Origin of the sequence: Pseudomonas sp. NBRC 111138 (genome assembly GCF_001320835.1) — a bacterium.
Taxonomy (GTDB): Bacteria; Pseudomonadota; Gammaproteobacteria; order Pseudomonadales; family Pseudomonadaceae; genus Aquipseudomonas; species Aquipseudomonas paracarnis.
This window is the reverse complement of sequence record NZ_BCBO01000153.1, coordinates 1-16820: the sequence shown is the minus strand read 5'-3', so window position 1 is coordinate 16820 and position 16820 is coordinate 1. Positions and strand designations below refer to the sequence as shown.

Annotated in this window: 14 protein-coding genes; 2 read left to right on the top strand and 12 right to left on the bottom strand. The window is 60.3% G+C overall.

Translation table 11 applies throughout. The features are described 5' to 3' along the window. Window positions 1-209: 209 nt before the first annotated feature. The 7 genes from APH41_RS25440 to APH41_RS25410 all read right to left on the bottom strand — a co-directional run bounded on the left by APH41_RS25440 (window position 210) and on the right by APH41_RS25410 (window position 9412). Window positions 210-1550 (bottom strand): TolC family outer membrane protein, encoded by a 1341-nt coding sequence (locus tag APH41_RS25440; protein WP_054922206.1) that lies wholly within the window; start codon window positions 1548-1550, stop codon window positions 210-212. A 2-nt stretch (window positions 1551-1552) separates the two neighbouring features. Next, complete coding sequence (locus tag APH41_RS25435; RefSeq protein WP_054922203.1) at window positions 1553-2866, bottom strand: HlyD family type I secretion periplasmic adaptor subunit; 1314 nt, start codon at window positions 2864-2866, stop codon at window positions 1553-1555. After that, window positions 2863-4614, bottom strand: a complete 1752-nt coding sequence (locus tag APH41_RS25430; protein ID WP_034127694.1) for a type I secretion system permease/ATPase — start codon at window positions 4612-4614, stop codon at window positions 2863-2865. Before APH41_RS25430 ends, APH41_RS25435 begins: the two co-directional genes overlap by 4 nt. 100 nt (window positions 4615-4714) lie before the next feature. Then, complete coding sequence (locus APH41_RS25425; protein ID WP_054922201.1) at window positions 4715-5083, bottom strand: AprI/Inh family metalloprotease inhibitor; 369 nt, start codon at window positions 5081-5083, stop codon at window positions 4715-4717. A 48-nt stretch (window positions 5084-5131) separates the two neighbouring features. Further along, on the bottom strand, window positions 5132-6565 hold the full coding sequence (locus APH41_RS25420) for a serralysin family metalloprotease (protein WP_054922198.1): 1434 nt from the start codon (window positions 6563-6565) through the stop codon (window positions 5132-5134). A 369-nt stretch (window positions 6566-6934) separates the two neighbouring features. Then, window positions 6935-8038, bottom strand: a complete 1104-nt coding sequence (locus APH41_RS25415; protein ID WP_054922195.1) for a P1 family peptidase — start codon at window positions 8036-8038, stop codon at window positions 6935-6937. A gap of 9 nt (window positions 8039-8047) precedes the next feature. Continuing rightward, a complete protein-coding gene (locus APH41_RS25410; protein WP_003191147.1) occupies window positions 8048-9412 on the bottom strand; it encodes an APC family permease in 1365 nt (454 codons plus the stop codon). 199 nt (window positions 9413-9611) lie between these two features. Between APH41_RS25410 and APH41_RS25405 the strand changes: the two genes are divergently transcribed. Further along, complete coding sequence (locus APH41_RS25405) at window positions 9612-10397, top strand: helix-turn-helix transcriptional regulator (RefSeq protein ID WP_054898104.1); 786 nt, start codon at window positions 9612-9614, stop codon at window positions 10395-10397. 34 nt (window positions 10398-10431) lie between these two features. Here APH41_RS25405 and APH41_RS25400 read toward each other — a convergent pair whose 3' ends face one another. From APH41_RS25400 to APH41_RS25385, 4 genes are read right to left on the bottom strand one after another with little or no spacing between them, the layout of a single operon-like run. Next, a complete protein-coding gene (locus tag APH41_RS25400; protein ID WP_054922193.1) occupies window positions 10432-11511 on the bottom strand; it encodes a polyamine ABC transporter substrate-binding protein in 1080 nt (359 codons plus the stop codon). A gap of 60 nt (window positions 11512-11571) precedes the next feature. Then, window positions 11572-11913 carry a cupin domain-containing protein gene (locus APH41_RS25395; protein ID WP_034127701.1) on the bottom strand — a complete coding sequence of 114 codons (342 nt, stop codon included), beginning with the start codon at window positions 11911-11913 and terminating at the stop codon, window positions 11572-11574. 26 nt (window positions 11914-11939) lie between these two features. Continuing rightward, window positions 11940-13346 carry an FAD-binding oxidoreductase gene (locus tag APH41_RS25390; RefSeq protein ID WP_034127702.1) on the bottom strand — a complete coding sequence of 469 codons (1407 nt, stop codon included), beginning with the start codon at window positions 13344-13346 and terminating at the stop codon, window positions 11940-11942. 49 nt (window positions 13347-13395) lie between these two features. Next, entirely contained in the window at window positions 13396-14205 is an 810-nt protein-coding gene (locus APH41_RS25385) for an AraC family transcriptional regulator (RefSeq protein ID WP_054922191.1), read from the bottom strand. A gap of 257 nt (window positions 14206-14462) precedes the next feature. On the opposite strand from APH41_RS25385, the gene APH41_RS25380 reads away from it, so the two are divergent. Then, window positions 14463-14735, top strand: coding sequence for a DUF1652 domain-containing protein (locus APH41_RS25380; RefSeq protein ID WP_014718395.1), 273 nt, complete (start codon window positions 14463-14465; stop codon window positions 14733-14735). A gap of 469 nt (window positions 14736-15204) precedes the next feature. On the opposite strand, the gene APH41_RS25375 is transcribed toward APH41_RS25380, so the two are convergent. Further along, on the bottom strand, window positions 15205-16820 hold a 1616-nt coding region (locus APH41_RS25375), incomplete at its 5' end, for a UvrD-helicase domain-containing protein (RefSeq protein WP_054922189.1).

Below are 16820 nucleotides of genomic sequence, written 5' to 3'. Positions count from 1 at the left end.
CCGCAACGGACAGCAAGAGCAAGGAACCTGCGGTGAAGGGTTTGAAACGCGGTGAATCGGTGATCATGTGCACACTCCCTATTATTGTTATTCCCTGCCCTGTGGCGAGGGAGCTTGCTCCCGCTGGAGTGCGAAGCGCTCCCTAAAAAAGCCGGCTCCAGCTTCGCTGTCGAGCGGGAGCAAGCGCCCTCGCCACAAAACACGCGCTCCTACAGTTTTCCATCCGGGCCGAAGGCTTCGTCCACTTTGGCCAAGTCGGTATCGCGCAAGTTGCCCGCGTAGTAGTGCAATTTGGTCCAGGCCATCAAGTAGTCATAACGCGCCTGGGCCAGGTCGCGGCGGGTGCTGTACAACTGCTGTTCGGCGTTCAGTGCGTCGAGGTTGACGCGCTCGCCGCCGAGAATGCTTTGCTTGGTCGACACCACCAGCGCCTCCGCGGATGCCAGCGCTTTCTGATAGGCGCGCAACTTGCTCACGCCTGACAAGCACGCGCTGAACTGGCGACGCAGTTCGATCAGGGTTTCGCGGGTCTTGCCCTCCAGCTCGTACTCGGCCTGCTCCATCGCACGGCTGGCCTGGCGGGTTGAAGCCGAGATACCGCCACCGGCATACAGCGGCACGCTTACTTCGACGCCGATGGTGTTGGTGTCATAGCGCTGGTTATAAGTGTTGCCGCTGTCGGACTCCTGCTTGCGCGAGGTGGCATACGCGGTGATTCGCGGCAAATGCCCGGCGCGGTTGCGTTCCACTTCATAGCGCGCCACTTCCAGGGACTGGCGTTGCGAAGCCAGCACCGGGTTGTTGGTGAGTGCCAACTCATGCCAGGTGTCGTAGTTGGCCGGGGTCAGGGTGAACGCGGCGAAGCTCTGGTTCAGGGGTGCCAGATCGCTGATGTTGACGCTTTGCACGCCGATCAACGCGCCCAGCTCCCGGAGCGAGGCGTCCTGCTCATCCAGGGCCTGGATCTCTTCGGCGGTGGCCAACTCGTAGCGCGACTCGGCTTCAAGGATATCGGTGCGAGTGCCCTCGCCTTGCTGGAACAGATGCCGGTTCTGCTGGAACTGTTGTTCGAACGCCTTCTTCTTGGCCCTGGCGATGTCGATCTGGTCCTGGGCAAAGAGCGCCTGGGTGTAATAGCTCAACACCCGCACCAGCAACGCCTGGCTCTTGTCGCGAAAGCTTTCATCGGCAAACAGCGCCTGGGCTACGCCCTTGCGGTAGTTGGCATAGGCTTCGTAGTCGAACAGCGGCTGTTGCAGGCTGAAGGTGGAGCCATAGCTGTTGTAGTTGCGGTCGTCGCGGTAACTGCCGCCGCGCCCGTCAGGCAGGTGCGCCTCGGAATTGTTGCGGCCCTTGTTGTAGTTGTAGGACAGCCGCGGCAGCAAGCCGGCGCGGCCAATGGTACGGTTTTCCAGGCCGGCGTCGCGCTCCTTGATGGCGCCCAGGAACACCGGGTCGTTGCGCAGCGCCTGCTCGTACACATCGAAGGGCCCCATCGCGGCCTGGGCACTGCTACACACCAGCAACAGCGAAATGAACACTGGCTTCATGCTCATTCCTCGGTCAACGCGGAGCCGGCACGGTCCAGCAGCGGCTTGAACAGGTAATTGAGCAAGGAACGCTCGCCAGTACGCACGAACATCTCGGCGGGCATGCCGGGCTTGATCACCAGGCCGTTGAGTTTTTCCATGGCCGCTTCGCTGACGCTGGTGCGCAGCACGTAATACGGCGCCCCGGTTTTTTCATCGAGCATCTGGTCGGCGGAGATCAGGCTGACTTCGCCCGGCACCCGTGGCGTGCGGCTCTGGTTGAAGGCGGTGAAGAGGATGTCGACCGGCAAGTGCGTGCCGACCTTGTCCACCAAATGCACCGGCAGGTGCCCTTCCACTTCCAGGCGTGTGCCCTGGGGCACGATCTCCAGCAGGGTTTCACCGGCACGCACCACGGCGCCTTCGGTATGCACGCTGAGGTTGACCGCAATGCCATCGGCCGGCGCGCTGATTTCGCTGTGTTGCAGATTGAAGCCGGCGGAGGTCAGTTGTTGCTCAAGGGTCAGGGCGCGCAGTTGCGCGTCGGCCAGTTGGCTGCGCACTTCCTTCTGATACTCCTCGCCGTGCTGCTGCAATTTGAGCCGCGACTCGACAATGCCCTGCTCTATCCGGCCGCTTTCCCCGGCGTTTTGCGCCAGGTCCTGCTGCACCTGGGACAACTGGCGCTGGTAGTCCATCAGGCGGTTGCGCGGGATATAGCCGTTGTCGGCCAAAGGTTGCAGATTGCTCAGTTGCGCGCGCAGGGATTGGGCCTGGGCGGTCAAGTCACTGCGGGCACGGCGCATACCGCTCAACTGCGAGGTAGCCCCCTCGATGCTGGCGCGGATCCCGGCTTGTTCACGGGCAAACGCGTCGCGACGACTGCTGAACAACTGGCGCTGACCTTCCAGCACCAGCATCAGGGCCGAATCGGGATTGGCGCTCAGCTCAGCAGGAAAGGTAATACCGGGCAGGTTGTCACGCTCGCTCTGCCAGCGCGCCACGCTGGCCCAGGCCATGCGGTACTGGGCTTGCAGCGATTGCACATCGGCCTGGTTCTGGGTCTGGTCAAGACGGAACAGCGGCTGGCCTTGCTTGACCATTTCGCCCTCTTTTACCAGGATGCGGCTGACCACACCGGGGCTGAAGGTTTGTACCGCCTTACGCTTGCCCGACACCACCACGGTGCCTTGTACCGGGATGCCCTGGTCCAACGGTGCAAGGCTGGCCCAGAGGAAAAACCCACCGGCACCAACAATGGTGATCACCCAGCCCATTTTTACGAAAAAGCCGGCATCGCGTTCTTTGATTTGAGGTTCAACGGTAAGGCTGCTCATGCGCCTGGATTCCTTCCGGCCTGGTACTGACGACTGAAACTGACACCGGTTTTTTCTTTCGGCGCTTCCTGCTGCCCGGACAACGCCCGCAGCACCTCTTGGCTGGGCCCGAACGCTTGCAGTTGGCCTTCGCCGAGCACTAGCAACTTATCGGCCTGGGCCAATGCCGAGGAACGATGGGTGACCAGCACCACGCTGCTGCCCTGGGCTTTCATCTGCATGATGGCGCTGGCCAATGCGGCTTCGCCGACGGTGTCGAGGTTGGAGTTGGGTTCGTCCAGCACGATTAGCCGCGGCCCGCCGTACAGGGCGCGAGCCAGGGCGACCCGCTGTTTCTGGCCGCCGGACAAGCCACCGCCGTTGTCGCCCAGCACGGTGTCGTAGCCCTGGGGCAGGCGCAGGATCAGCTCATGCACACCGGCCTGTTGCGCGGCCTTGACCACCAGCTCCGGGTCGGCCTCGCGAAAGCGCGCGATGTTGTCGGCGATGCTACCGCTGAACAGCTCGATGTCCTGGGGCAAATAGCCGATATGCGGGCCGAGGTCGTCGCGGTTCCAGCGGTGAATATCCGCGCCGTCCAGGCGCACGGTACCGGCCAGGGTCGGCCATACACCCACCAGCACGCGAGCCAGGGTGGACTTGCCGGAGCCCGACGCACCCAGCACGCCCAGCACTTCACCGGCAGCCAGGTTGAAGCTGACCTGATGCAGGGTCGCCATGCGTCGCCCCGGCGGGCCGGCGCTGACCTGCTCGAAACTGACCTGGCCGTGGGGCGCAGGCAAAGCCATGTGCTCGACCTCTGGCGGGAATTCGCGCAGCAGTTCGTCGAGGCGCTGGTAGGCCAGCTTGGCCGAGCTCCATTGCTTCCACACTGCAATCAATTGGTCGATGGGGCTGAGTACGCGGCCCATCAAGATGGAGCCTGCGATCATCATGCCGGCGGTCATGTCGCCCTTGATCACCAGGTAGGCGCCCAGGCCCAGCACCAAGGATTGCAGGCACAGGCGCAGGGATTTGCTCAACGAGGTGATGATCGAACCGGTGTCGCTAGCCTTGTTCTGCAAACCCAGGAACTGCGAATGCACGCCAAACCAGCGTTGGCGCAGCGCACCAAGCATGCCCATGGCCTGGATGGTTTCGGCGTTGTGCAAATGGCTGGTGGCCAGTTGGGTCGACTGCTGCGAAAAACCGCTGGCCTCGCCCAATGGCTTTTTGGTCAGGTATTCGTTAAGGCACGCCAGGCCAATCAACAGTACCGCGCCGGCCGTGGCCAGCACGCCGAGCCACACGTTGAACAGGAAAATCACGAACAGGTAGATCGGGAACCATGGCGCATCAAAAAATGCGAACAGCGCAGGCCCCGTGATGAATTGGCGCAAAGCAGTCAGGTCGCCCAAGGATTGCCCGGCATGCCCCTGGCCACGCTGCAAGTTGCGCTCGAAGGCGGCCTTGTACACGCGCAAGTTGAAACGTCGCTCCAACTGGCTGCCAATGCGGATCACGATGAAGCTGCGCACCACTTCCAGCAGGCCGATAAACGCAAAGAAGCCCACGACCATCAGCGTCAACATCACCAGGGTGGTTTCATTCTGGGAGGACAGCACACGGTCATACACTTGCAGCATGTAAATCGAGGGCACCAGCATTAATAGGTTAATCAATGCCGTGAAACAGCCAACGCTGATCAAAATACTTTTGTACTCACCCAGCGCCCTGAATAAGGGCGCCACCCCATGGGACTTCGCCATATTAATTGTTTTTCCTTGCAGCGAATTACGCAAAAGGGTCACCCCTACCGAGTAGGGTACGGCCGCCTAACAAATCGAGTTATATGCTTATAACTTTTAATTAAAGTTTTCGTTGCAGCGTTACAACTTCGCCTGCTTTAGTGCGGGCTTGATAGTCGCCCTCTTTCTGGCGATTCAAATGCGTGATCCCCGAGCCTTCAGCGTTAAACAGCCAAATACCATCCGGCGTGGGTGACCATGTCTGCGGCTTGTCGCCCAGCCATTGCTCGGCACAGGCGATATCGCCTTCCAAGACGTTGGCTTGCTCCACTAACTTGAGCGCGCACACCTGATCCTGCTGCTTCAGTTCCCACTGCCCGGCAAGCTGCGCGGAAGTGGGTAATACAAGACTGCTAGCCATTGCGTGGGCTCCTGCCGACACGAACAACACCTGCACAACACAGGCGATCAAATGGGAAAAACGTGGCATATCCAACTCCAGCCTGGAGCGCGGCGCCGAAGCGCCGCGCGCTTTACATCAGGCTACGATGTCACTGGCAGCCGCCTGGCCAACGGTGGTGACGAGGAAATCCGCCACGCCGTGCCCGGAGAAGTCCACCGCCAAGGTGCCCAGGTTGGTACCTGAGGCATAGGTCAGTACAGCATCGCCGGCATGCCCGGTAAATGCGTTGACGAAGGTCACGCCCGCACCCTTGGTGATACCAGACAGGTCGATCTTGTCCGAACCGGAGGTGAAGTCGAAGATCTTGTCCGCAGCCCCTGGCTTGGAGTCGGAACTGGCACCGTACACGAAAGTGTCGCTGCCAGCGCCGCCCCACAGCTGGTCCGCACCGCCGCCGCCGTAGATGAGGTCGTTGCCGGCCCCGCCCTTGATGGTGTTGGCGACCTGGTTACCAATGATCAGGTCGTTACCCGAACCGCCGAACGCGTTCTCGATGGTGACGCCCTTGGCGATGGACACGTTGCCCACCAGGCCGCCCACATCAGAGAACGAGGTGGCAGTGAGGTTGATCTTCTGGTTCTGGGTGAAACCGGAGAAGTCCAGGGTGTCGTTGCCACCACCGTCCCATACCGAAAACACCAGCTTGTCGGCATTGGACGTGGCGCTGAGGAAATCACGCCCGGTGTTGGAGTTGAACCCGTAGGTGGTGTCCGTGGCGCGGGTGCTGAGGTTGGCACCGTAGAGCTTCTGGATCGCCGCAATGTCGTCGATCAGCGGGCCAGAAGCGTAAGCCTCGACGCCGCCCTTGCTGAAGTTCTGGTTGGTGTTGCTCTCGCTCCAGTAACTCATGAGGCTATAGCCACGCGTGTCCTGTCCATAGGTTGCGTCGTTATAGGTCGGGTTGCCGTTCCCGGCGTTGTAGTCGCCAGGGTGAGCCAGGCCCAGGGTGTGGCCGATTTCGTGGGTCAGGGTCTGCCGGCCATAGTTGTTCAGGTCCGGAGTCTTGTTCGGCGTGTAGCTGTTGTTGGTCAGGTACCACGAAGTGCCGTCGTAGCCTGCACCGGTACCGGGCAGGTAAGCGAAGGCCGCGGCGCCGTCCTGGCCGCTGCTGTAGTTGCCGAAGGTCATGTGGCCGTCACCGCCGGAAGCCTTTTCGGTAAAGGTCACGTTGGCAACATCCGCCCAGGATTGCATGGCCAGCGCGGCCTGTGCTTTCTGCTGGGTGTTGAATTGGCTGAACCCCGAGATGCCATGTTTGTTCATGGTGCTCTGGGTAGCCGAGGTGAGGAAGGTGTAGGTCAGATCGATCTTGCCGTTGCCATCAAAGTCCCGGTACGCAGCACCATCCCGCAGCAGCTGGGTCGCTGCCTGGTCCACGGTGTAGGACGGTTTGCCATTGACCGTGAGATTACCGCCACGGTCATACAAATGGCTGAAGCTATCGATTTGCGAGTAAGCAGTGCTGGCTTGCGCGGCAGATACAATAGCCTTGTCTTTTACTTTTGACATAAACGTACTTCCTTGTTTGCAAGTGCATCAGTCTTTGTTCGATAGGAACCTCGCGGGCGAGGATAGTCCTATCACTCACCTCTTTTGAAGGCGTAAGAAAACTGACACAACTTGAAATCTTTCGTCTACATCTATTTCCATCGCACAATTGTGACGCAGGTTGAAGTTGCAGAAGTCCCACGCAGTGTTTATTGGGGGCCGTTGCGTTTATGTGGCCGAATCGGCGCACACCACTATTTAAATATTAAATACAAGTAAAGCCGCTCTAAGCGAACGGCTCACTTGATTAATGGATCCAATATATTGTCACGGTGTCATTAGCAACATTAAAGAGCCACTATTCGCACTATTAAAGTGCGCTGTCCCCCATTACCGGGACATACTCCAGCCACACTGTTGCAGGGCTGCCAAGAGGGTTTCGCCAGCCAGGCCCGGCACCTCGACGCCGTCTTGGGTGGTCATGTCTTCACCTGCCAGAATGGCGTTGATGATCGCCTCCTCCACCGCCTCTGCCGCCGCGCTGAACAGCGGCGAAATATGGTCGTTGTTGACCATCTGCAACCCGGTGCTGAGGGGCAGGTCCTTGCGCCCATAGTCGGCCGGTGGCAAATCACGGTTACCGGTGGCAAACGCCAGGAACAGGTCGCCGCTGGAATCTTCGGTGCCGCCGCCGGTACGCGCGATGCCGATGGACGCGCGCTGCGCCAGGCGCTGGCATTGGTGGGGCAGCAAGGGGGCGTCCGTGGCGATGATCACCACGATGGAGCCCATGCCGGGGGTGCCTCGCTCGGCAAAGGGCGAAGCAATGTCCATCAAGTGACGGCCCACCGGGTAGCCATCGACCCGCAGCTCCTGGCGCTTGCCATGGTTGGCCTGCACCAGTACGCCGACAGTCCAGCCGCCCTGCTCTGCTGGCAACCGCCGTGACGCCGTGCCGATGCCGCCCTTGAACTCGTGGCAAATCATGCCGGTACCACCGCCCACCGCACCTTCCTGCACCGGGCCGCTTTCAGCCTGGTCCAGAGCCTGGCGCACATGCTCTGGGCGCACGTGCTGGCCCCAGATATCGTTGAGCAGGCCATCGTAGGTTTCCATGACCACCGGCATGCACCAGTACACCGCAGGGTCCGCCAGGCGCTCGCGCTCCAGGGCGATCAGGCTGTCGCGCACCACCCCGATACTGTGGGTGTTGGTGATGGCCATCGGCGTGGTCAACAGCCCCGCCTCGCTGATCCACTCAAGGCCCGTGGCGTCGCCGTTACCGTTGAGCACGTGGTAGCCGGCAAAACACGGTTGCTGCCGCGCTTCCCCGGCACGCGGCTGGACCAGCGTGACGCCGGTGCGCACCTGCTTACCGTCCACACAGGCCTTGATCGTCGAGTGACCGACGCGAACCCCGGGAACATCGGTGATGGCATTCAATTCGCCGGGCATGCCCAACCCCAACGTAATGCCCAATTGACGTGCACGCATACCCACTCCTTACAGTTTCTGGAACGCCGGACTCAACCGGCCACTGATGCAATACAAGATCACCGACAGGGCCAGCAAGCCGATGATAATCATGATGTCGCGTACCGAGGCCTCCAGGATCAAGGTGACCAGCAGGTAACCGGCACCCAGTACCGCCAGCAATGCCGGCAGCGGCCATAACGGCATGCGATAGGGATGCTCGCGATCACGCAGCAGCACCCGGCTCATCAGCGCGCTCAGCGCCACCACCAGGTACACCAGCATAATCAGCAGCACGCTGAACGAGGTCAGGTCGGCCAGGTTAGAACTGAAGCTCAACAGCGCCGAGGGTATCGCCAGGAACAGTGTCGCCAGCCACGGCGAGTCCCAGCGCGGGTGAATACGCGTGAACAGCTTGTTGATACTCGGCGTCCACAGCGCATCGCGACCGCTGCTGAACACCACGCGGCCAATCTGGATCACGATGGCAACGATGGCGTTGAACACCGACAGGAAAATCCCGGCACTCACCAGCCGCGACAAGGTTTCATTGCCATGACTGGTCAACAGATAGCCGATCGGGTCGGGGCTGCTGATCATCTCGCTCAAGGACGGCGCGCCGATCAACAACGCAGTGATCGGCACCAACTCGATGACCACCACCAACCCCAACGACCATAGCACCGCCTTGTGCACGCCCTTGCCGCCGCACTTCATGTCTTCGGCCAGCAACACCGCCGGGCCGTAGCCGTTGAACGAGAACAGGCCGATGCCGACGGCGCCGATCACCAAGGCCCAGGGCGCCAGGTGCAACACGCCGTTTTCGACGATCTGCGGCTGCAACAACACACTGGCCGGTTGCACCGGGTTACCGAAGCCGATCACCACAATCACCAGCAACGCCGCCACTTCCAATAGCAGGCAGGTGCCGGTGATCCAGGCGTTGAGCTTGATGTTGAGGATGCCCAGGGCGTAGCTGCACACCACGATCACCAGAGCGACCGTTTGCGCGTCGAACTTGGTGCCCAGGGCGTTATTCAGATAAGTCGCCGCACCGGTGGCCAATACCGGCGGGATAAACAGCAACATCACCAACACCGTCAGGAAGGTGGCGTAACCGGCCATGCCGCCAAACACGCGCTTGGCATACACATACTCGCCGCCGGCGCTGTTATGGGCGCGGCCGAGTTCGGCGTAACAGAAGGCGAACATCAACGCGAGCAACGCCGCCATCACAAACGCCAGGAACACGCCACTGCCCGCCTGCTGGATGGCAAACGGGGCGATCACGAAGACGGAACTGGCCGGCGTTACCGCTGAAACGGTAATCGCCACGACATCAAAGACGCTCAGGGTGGGCTTGAGCACGCCATCGGGCGCAGGGGTGGCACTCATATCGTTATCCTCTGTCGTTGTTTTTGGTGTGAGGCAGAAACGAAAAATGATTGTTCCTCGGGATATGCTTCCCGTTGGACAGTGTCGACGTTATCGGCTGGTGGGGCTGCCGGCCAATTCCCCTATTGGCGTACTCCCCTTGACGGTGCCCAGCAGAAGCCTAACCCTTGGCCGATCATTTGAGGGTGGGGATGTTGAGATGAGCCTGTTCCGGGAAATCGGTATGCACGCGGGGTTGGGCCGCACCCTGTCACAGATCGGCACCGAGCGGTTCTGGAAGCAACTGGTGCTGTTATTGCACCAGTGCCTGCCCTTCGATAATGCCCTGGCGATTTTCTACCCGCTGGATGGCCCGCCCCAGGCTCTGGAGGAGTACGACGCCCAACCCAGCAGCAAGCCGGCGTCGATGCTGGTGTACCTCAACGGCCTGTACCTGCTCGACCCGTTTTACCAGGCTTGCCGCGAAAACTATGCCAGCGGCGTATACCGCCTGGAGGAAGTGGCGCCGGACCATTTTCGCCAGAGTGAGTACTTCCTCAATTACTTCCACGACAATGTGCTGGAAGACGAAGTGCAAGTGATCCTGCAACTGCCCGGCGTGGGCACGCTGTCGCTGTCGCTGGGCATGCAGCGGCGCTTCAGCTTCGAAGAAACCGGGCTGTTGACCACGCTGTCGGCGTGGGTGTTGCCGCTCATGCACCAGCATTGGCAGCAAAGCACCCAGCGGGCACCGGCCATGGACAGCCAGATTCGCGATGCCCTGAGTCATTTCGGCAGCGGTGTGCTGTCGGACCGCGAGCTGGAAATCGCCCGGCTGGTGTTGCGTGGGTTCTCCTCCAAGGCCATGGCCGAACGCTTGAAGATCTCGCCGGACACCGTAAAAGTGCACCGCAGGCATCTGTACGCCAAGCTGGACATTTCGTCGCAGCCCGAGTTGTTTTCACTATTCATCCAGTCATTGGGGCATGACCTGGAGAACCCATAAACCTCATTCGAGCTGAAAGCGTGTTTGGCGCCTGTCAACGCCCCGTCCGTATGGTATTCCATACCCGAGTACGCACCCGGTCGATATTCAACGGCATGGCTTGCAGTGCAAACAGCTTGCCCATCATCTCCGGGCTCGGATACACCTTGGTGTCGGCCTTGATCGCCGGGTCTACCAGGCTGTCGGCCGCCGCGTTGCCGTTAGCGTAGTGCACGTAGTTGGTGACACTCGCCATCACGTCGGGGCGCAGCAGATAGTTCATGAAGGCATAGCCGGCTTTCTCATCCGGCGCGTCGGCGGGCATGGCGACCATGTCAAACCAGATCGCCGCGCCTTCCTTGGGAATGTTGTAGCCGATATTCACGCCGTTCCTGGCTTCCTTGGCGCGGCTTTCGGCCTGCAGGATGTCGCCGGAGAAACCGACGGCTACACAGATATCGCCATTGGCCAGGTCGGCGGTGTATTTCGAGGAATGAAAATACGCCACGTAAGGCCGCACTTGCATCAGCAGGGCTTCGGCCTTCTTGTAGTCCTCGGCTTTTTTGCTGTGGTGCGGCAAGCCCAGGTAATTGAGCGCGGCTGGCAGCAGTTCGGGGCCGTTGTCGAGGATGGCGACCCCGCACTTTTGCAGCTTGGCCATGTTTTCCGGCTGGAAGATCAAGTCCCAGGAGTCCACCGGGGCGTCGTCGCCGAGTACCGCCTTGACCTTGTCGATGTTGTAGCCAATGCCGGTGCTGCCCCACAGGTACGGAAAGCCGTGAGCATTGCCAGGGTCATTGTTTTCCACGGCCTTGAGCAGCACCGGGTTGAGATTTTTCCAGTTGGGCAGCTGGCTCTTGTCGAGCTTTTTAAGGGCGCCGCCCTGGATCTGCCGCGCCATGAAATGGTTGGAGGGAAACACCACGTCGTAACCCGATTTACCGGTCATCAGCTTGCCATCGAGGGTTTCGTTGCTGTCGTACAGGTCATAGGTGAAACCGATGCCGGTGTCTTTCTGGAAATTCCTGGTGGTGTCCGGTGCGATGTAGTCCGACCAGTTATAGATCTTCACGGTCTCGGCAGCCTGGCTGATAGTAGCCAGCAACATCAAGGGCAACAGGGCAATGGCTTTCATGGTTCGATTTCCTGGCGGTTTTAGGGCTGTTTTTATGGCAGGCGATCAAGGATCAAAGCGTTACAGAATCAGGACGTAGGTCTTGCGCACGGTTTCCTGGATATCCCAGATACCGGTGCTATTGGCTGGCAACATCAGTGCGTCACCGGCTTGTATGTGCAGGGTTTCCCCGTTGTCAGGCGTGAAGGTGCAGCGCCCTTGGATGAAATGGCAAAACTCCTGGGACTTGATCTGCCGACGCCAGCGCCCTGGGGTGCAGGCCCAGATGCCGGTCTCGACCCCGTCATTGCGCTCCACGCTCAGGGTCGAGGCCACGGCGATGGGCGCGCCCAGGGGCACCGCCACCGGTGATGAATCTGGCAGAGCGGTGTTCAGCGTGTCTTTGAATTGCGTAATGCTCATGGGTTTTCCCCTGTGGGTGGAACGAGTCAGTGCATGAAGCCTTCCATGAAACCGGCAACGCCGGTTGCCAGCTTGCGGCGCCAGGGCGGGGTGTTGGGGTTGGCCAACACCTGGTCTTCATGGACAAAACTGCGAATGATCGCGTTGTAACCCAGCCAGCGGCACGGCTCGGGCTCCCAGGCCTTGAGCGCCTGGAGTCCGCCTTCGCGAATCACCCAGGGTTGTCGGGTCAACGGGGTGTCGCGGCCCAGGATCAAGTCGGCCAGGGTACGGCCGCCGAGGTTGGTGGCGCCCACGCCCTCCCCGCCATAACCGCCGGACAGTGCGATGCCAGTGGCGTGGTCACAGAGCATGTGCGGACGAAAACGGCGCGACATGCCCAGGTTGCCGCCCCAGGAGTGGGTAATCCTGGCCTTTTTCAGCTGTGGGAAGAGTTCACCAAACAGGTAGCGACGCAACTCTACTTCGCTGTCCGTCAGGTCGAAGTTGTGCCGTAACTTGCCGGCAAATTGATAGCCACCACGGGCGCCGAACACCAGGCGATTGTCGGCCGTGCGCTGGCCGTAGGTGACTTGTCGGCTGCTCTCGCCAAAGGCCTGGCCCTGGCTGAGCCCGATGCCCTCCCAGGTGCTGGCCGGCAGCGGTTCGGTGGCGACGATCAAGCTCTGCACCGGTAACTGGTAGCGGCCCAACGGCGGCAAGGTATTGGCGTAACCCTCGACAGCAGGCACCACCCAGGCGGCGCGCACGCAGGCCTTGGCAGTGCGCAGGCTGCCGGACTGCCAATGGGTCACGGGGCTGTTTTCGTAAATGGTCACGCCCAGGCTTTCAACCGCCCGCGCCAGGCCACGCACCAGCTTCGCCGGGTTGATCGTCGCGACGTGGGGGGCATAGATGCCGCCATAAGGCTTGGCAATGCGGACCTGCTCGGCCAATTGCTGCGGGCTGAGCCAGCGGTAGTCGTCTTCGGTGAGGCCCTGGGCGTACAGCTTGTCCAGATAGCGGCGCAGGCTGCCTTCCTGCTCGGGGTAGCGTGCGGCGCAATACAAGGCGCCGCCTTTGCGGTAGTCGCAGTCAATGCCTTCGCGGACCAGCACCTGTGCCACTTCATCAGGAATGCCATGCAAGAGGTCAAACGAAGCGCGACGCTGCTGGGGGGCAAGCTCAGCCAGCAGACGGTCTTCTCCCAAGAGGTTGCCCATCAACCAGCCACCATTGCGCCCGGATGCGCCGAAACCGGCCGTTTGCGCCTCGATGATTGCAATTTTCAGCTCAGGGGCCTGGCGCTTCAGGTAATAGGCGGTCCACAGGCCGGTATAGCCGGCGCCGATAATCGCCACGTTGACGTCCAGGTCGTGCTCCAGCGACGGGCGCGCTACCAGCGGGTCGTCCAACTGGTCCATCCATAAACTGATACTGCGCCATGCCGGCATGCCAGGTTCCCCTACCTCGGTTCGATAGGGCCGATCCTAGAGTGCAGCGTCAGGGGCTGTCTTGCGCGCGTGCACGCACAGAAATTTGTTTGAGGTACGCCTTGGGCGATTGCCCGGTGTGCTGGCGAAAAGCGCTGTAGAACGCCGAGAGTGAATTGAAACCGGCGGCAAAGGCCAACTCATCGACTTTGACCGGCGCGGTGGCGTGGTCCAGCGCGGCCAGTACATGCTGGAGTCGCGCCTGGTTGACGTAGCGATAGAAGCTCTGCCCCAGCACCTGGTTCAGCAGGTAGGACATCTGGTTGCGACTGTAGCCACAGGCCTTGGCGACCCGCTGCAGGTCCAAGTCCGGGTCCAGGTACGGCTGCTGACGCTCGAAATATTGTTGCAGGTCATTGGCCATATAACCCAACTGCTGGGGCGACAAACCCAGGCGGCTGACCGTGGTACGCAGCGCCTGGGTCGGTTGCTCGTGCACCAGGGACGCATATTCATGCACCCGCCAGATCAACCCGTCGCGCACCGTAATGGCCTCACTGGTACGAAACGACACCAGGCCCTGGCCGCCACGCAAGGTAATGCGGTACTGGATAAACGCGGTATCGCCATCGGCGCGGATGCGATCAGTGTGTTCAATCGCCTCATCCGCCTCACGGGGCATGCTGGCCTGCAGGTACTCGCGCAACTCGGCATAGCCCACCACACGGTTCTGGAAAAAATCGTGGTACAGGATCTCGGGGTGGTAGTAAGCCATCACCCCGTCCAGATCGCGATGTCGCCAGCACAGGTGATGGCGCAGCACCAACTCGCCGGTAGCGTGGGAATTGTGACACTCATCGTCTGGAGCGATGTCGGACATATCGGGCTCTACGGCGGGGAAAATTTTTGAGAATGCCGAAGTTTACCCTTGCCTTCAATGGTCAGATCGAGCGTCTGACTAATGGCCTTTTGCCTATTCCTTTGTAGGACATGATCTATATCAAAACCAGGCGAAAGAACCGCCGAACGGGCCGAAAAAAGTCACCTTGCAGTTGCGAACGAATGCTATTTTTAAGCCCTTAGCTGTCATGACCAGTGAAGGTCCTGGCCCCTGCCGCGAGCTAAAGGAAGCGCTCAATGAACAAGGTGGGCAACATGAACAAAGTGACATTTCCCAACGCCTGCCAGCTGATGCGCTGGCATTTTCATCCGATGGGCTTCGAGGGCAGCATGGACGCCCCCGGCAGCATGATCGCCCGCCTGTTCGACCGGGCCAGCGGCGAGACATTGATCGCCATCGCGGGGATCCCGTGCGCTACGGTGATGAACGCGGCTGATGTGGAGCGCATCATCGAGGCCGTGGAGGATGAATTGGAGAGTTTCGTGCCGCCGGTTTCGTTGCGGGCGTGAGGCGGCAATAGCGTAATAACGCCCACTTTGACGGTAACCACGATGCGAAGCGAGCCGCTCTTGGTCTTGATCTTGATCTGCTTTTGATCTTGATCTCAGGCGCCCCGTTAAACCACGCTGGCCGAACGCAGGCTTGAATTCGTGGGTAACCCGGCAGGACGCCGGGTTAGCCGCCCCGCGCCATGGATGGCGCGTGGCGGCGGCCCACGGATTCAAGCCTGCGTTCGGGCACACCGAGCCTAGGCGAGGTGCCGAGTGGTGGGGCGAAGGCCTTTTGGTTACTTTTGGGCCTTTCCAAAAGTGACCCGCTGTAAGAGCGGAACCCTAAGTGGCCGTTACCGCAGGAATGGATATGTACACAATCCAATTGTGCTGACTGTCAGGCCGCAATCGCAGGCAAGCCAGCTCCCACATGTTCGACCCCGTGTTGTCAGGTAGAGACGCGTCGGCGTCGGGCCTTCATCGAAGGTCAGCCAGCCCCCTTCACTGCACGCTGATCATCAAAAAACACCTTCCTGCCATCCACCCGCTCAGACGCCCTGGGCACATTCACACCCTGGCCTTCCGGCTTTTCCACATACCAATAACAATGGCTGACCGCTCGAGTAATCCCCACATAGGCCAGTCGCAACACTTCGTCTCTCTGGGCATTGTCATAAGGCTCGCTGTCGCCATCCTTACCCAAGCCCGCCATGCGATACACCTGGTTCTTGTACGGCGAGCTGGTGACATGCTGACAATCGCCCAGCAAAAATACCGCGTCCGCCTGCAGCCCCTTGGCACTGTGATACGTGAGCTGTTTCAACCTGCGCGCCTGAGGCGCCAAGCTAGAATCCACATTAACGACAGAATGAATATGCTCGTTAATCAATAACTTATCGCTACTTCTTCGATAAAGCATCAGGATTGAATCGCCCCGCTGATAATGCTCCAGCAACCGCTGCGCCAGTGCCGCGTCGTCACGTTCCAACACCGTGACGGGCACCAGCGCCTTGGGCTCGCCACTGGCCCTGGCCTTTTTACCGGGGATGGCCGGCGCGCTACGGACGATATGTTCGGCAGCGTCGATGATGTGCTGGTGGCTACGGTAGTTCTCCCCCAGCATCACGCGGGTGGTGCTGGGCGAAACGAACTCCTTGTTGAACTCCATAAAGTACTTGGGCGAACTGCCACGCCAGCCGTAGATGGATTGCCAGTCGTCCCCTACGCACAGCAACGATGAGCGTTGCGCACCTCGCCCGACGTGCATGGCCGGCCCGCGGCTGCGGATTTCCCGCAGGCTGGCGCGGATCCAGGACACGATCTGCGGCGATACGTCCTGGAATTCATCGATCATCAGGTGCGACATCGGCCGCAGCAAGGGATCACTCAGCAGCTTGAGGTTCTCAGGGGTGTTTTCACCAAACAGGGAAAACATCCGGTTGTAGGTCATGATCGGCGGCGACTGCTCCAACAGGTGATCTTCCAGGGCCTTCCAGAAGATGCTCAGGGCCTCGAAGAACAGCCGGTCCGGGTCGTCCTTGGCGAAGCTCATCTGGCCAACCGCCGTAGGCACATCCAGGCCGAGGTTCTCGATAAACCCGGCCGCCATGACAAAACTGTCCAACAGGGGGGCCGAAGCGAGTTCACCTTTAACCTTGTAATCAAAGCCCGGCCCGGCCGTGGCATCGCCACCCAGGCTGCTCAAAAGACGCTTTGAAGATTCGTAATTATCCAGCCATATCAGTGGCTTATTACAGAAAGCTTGAAACAACGTGCGCTTTACCGCCCATTCCGCGCGCACCGAGAGTTTCGAGTTCGGCCGACTGATTTGAGAATTTTCGCGCCCATCGAACCCGAGCACCACCCAGGCATCCAGCTCCCGGATGTAGCCGTGGCAATGAAATTGCCCGCCGTTGATTTCAAAGGTCTGACGGCTGGGTTCGATGCCCTTGATCGGCCAGGCACCGGCGCGAAACCATAGGTCTTCGATCACATCACAGAGTTCTTCATCGCGCTTGGCCGCCAATTCAGTCACGGCCATGCGCTTTTGCACGTCCGGATGATCGCGTTCTAGCTCTTTGAGCTGGAGACCATGACGGGCCA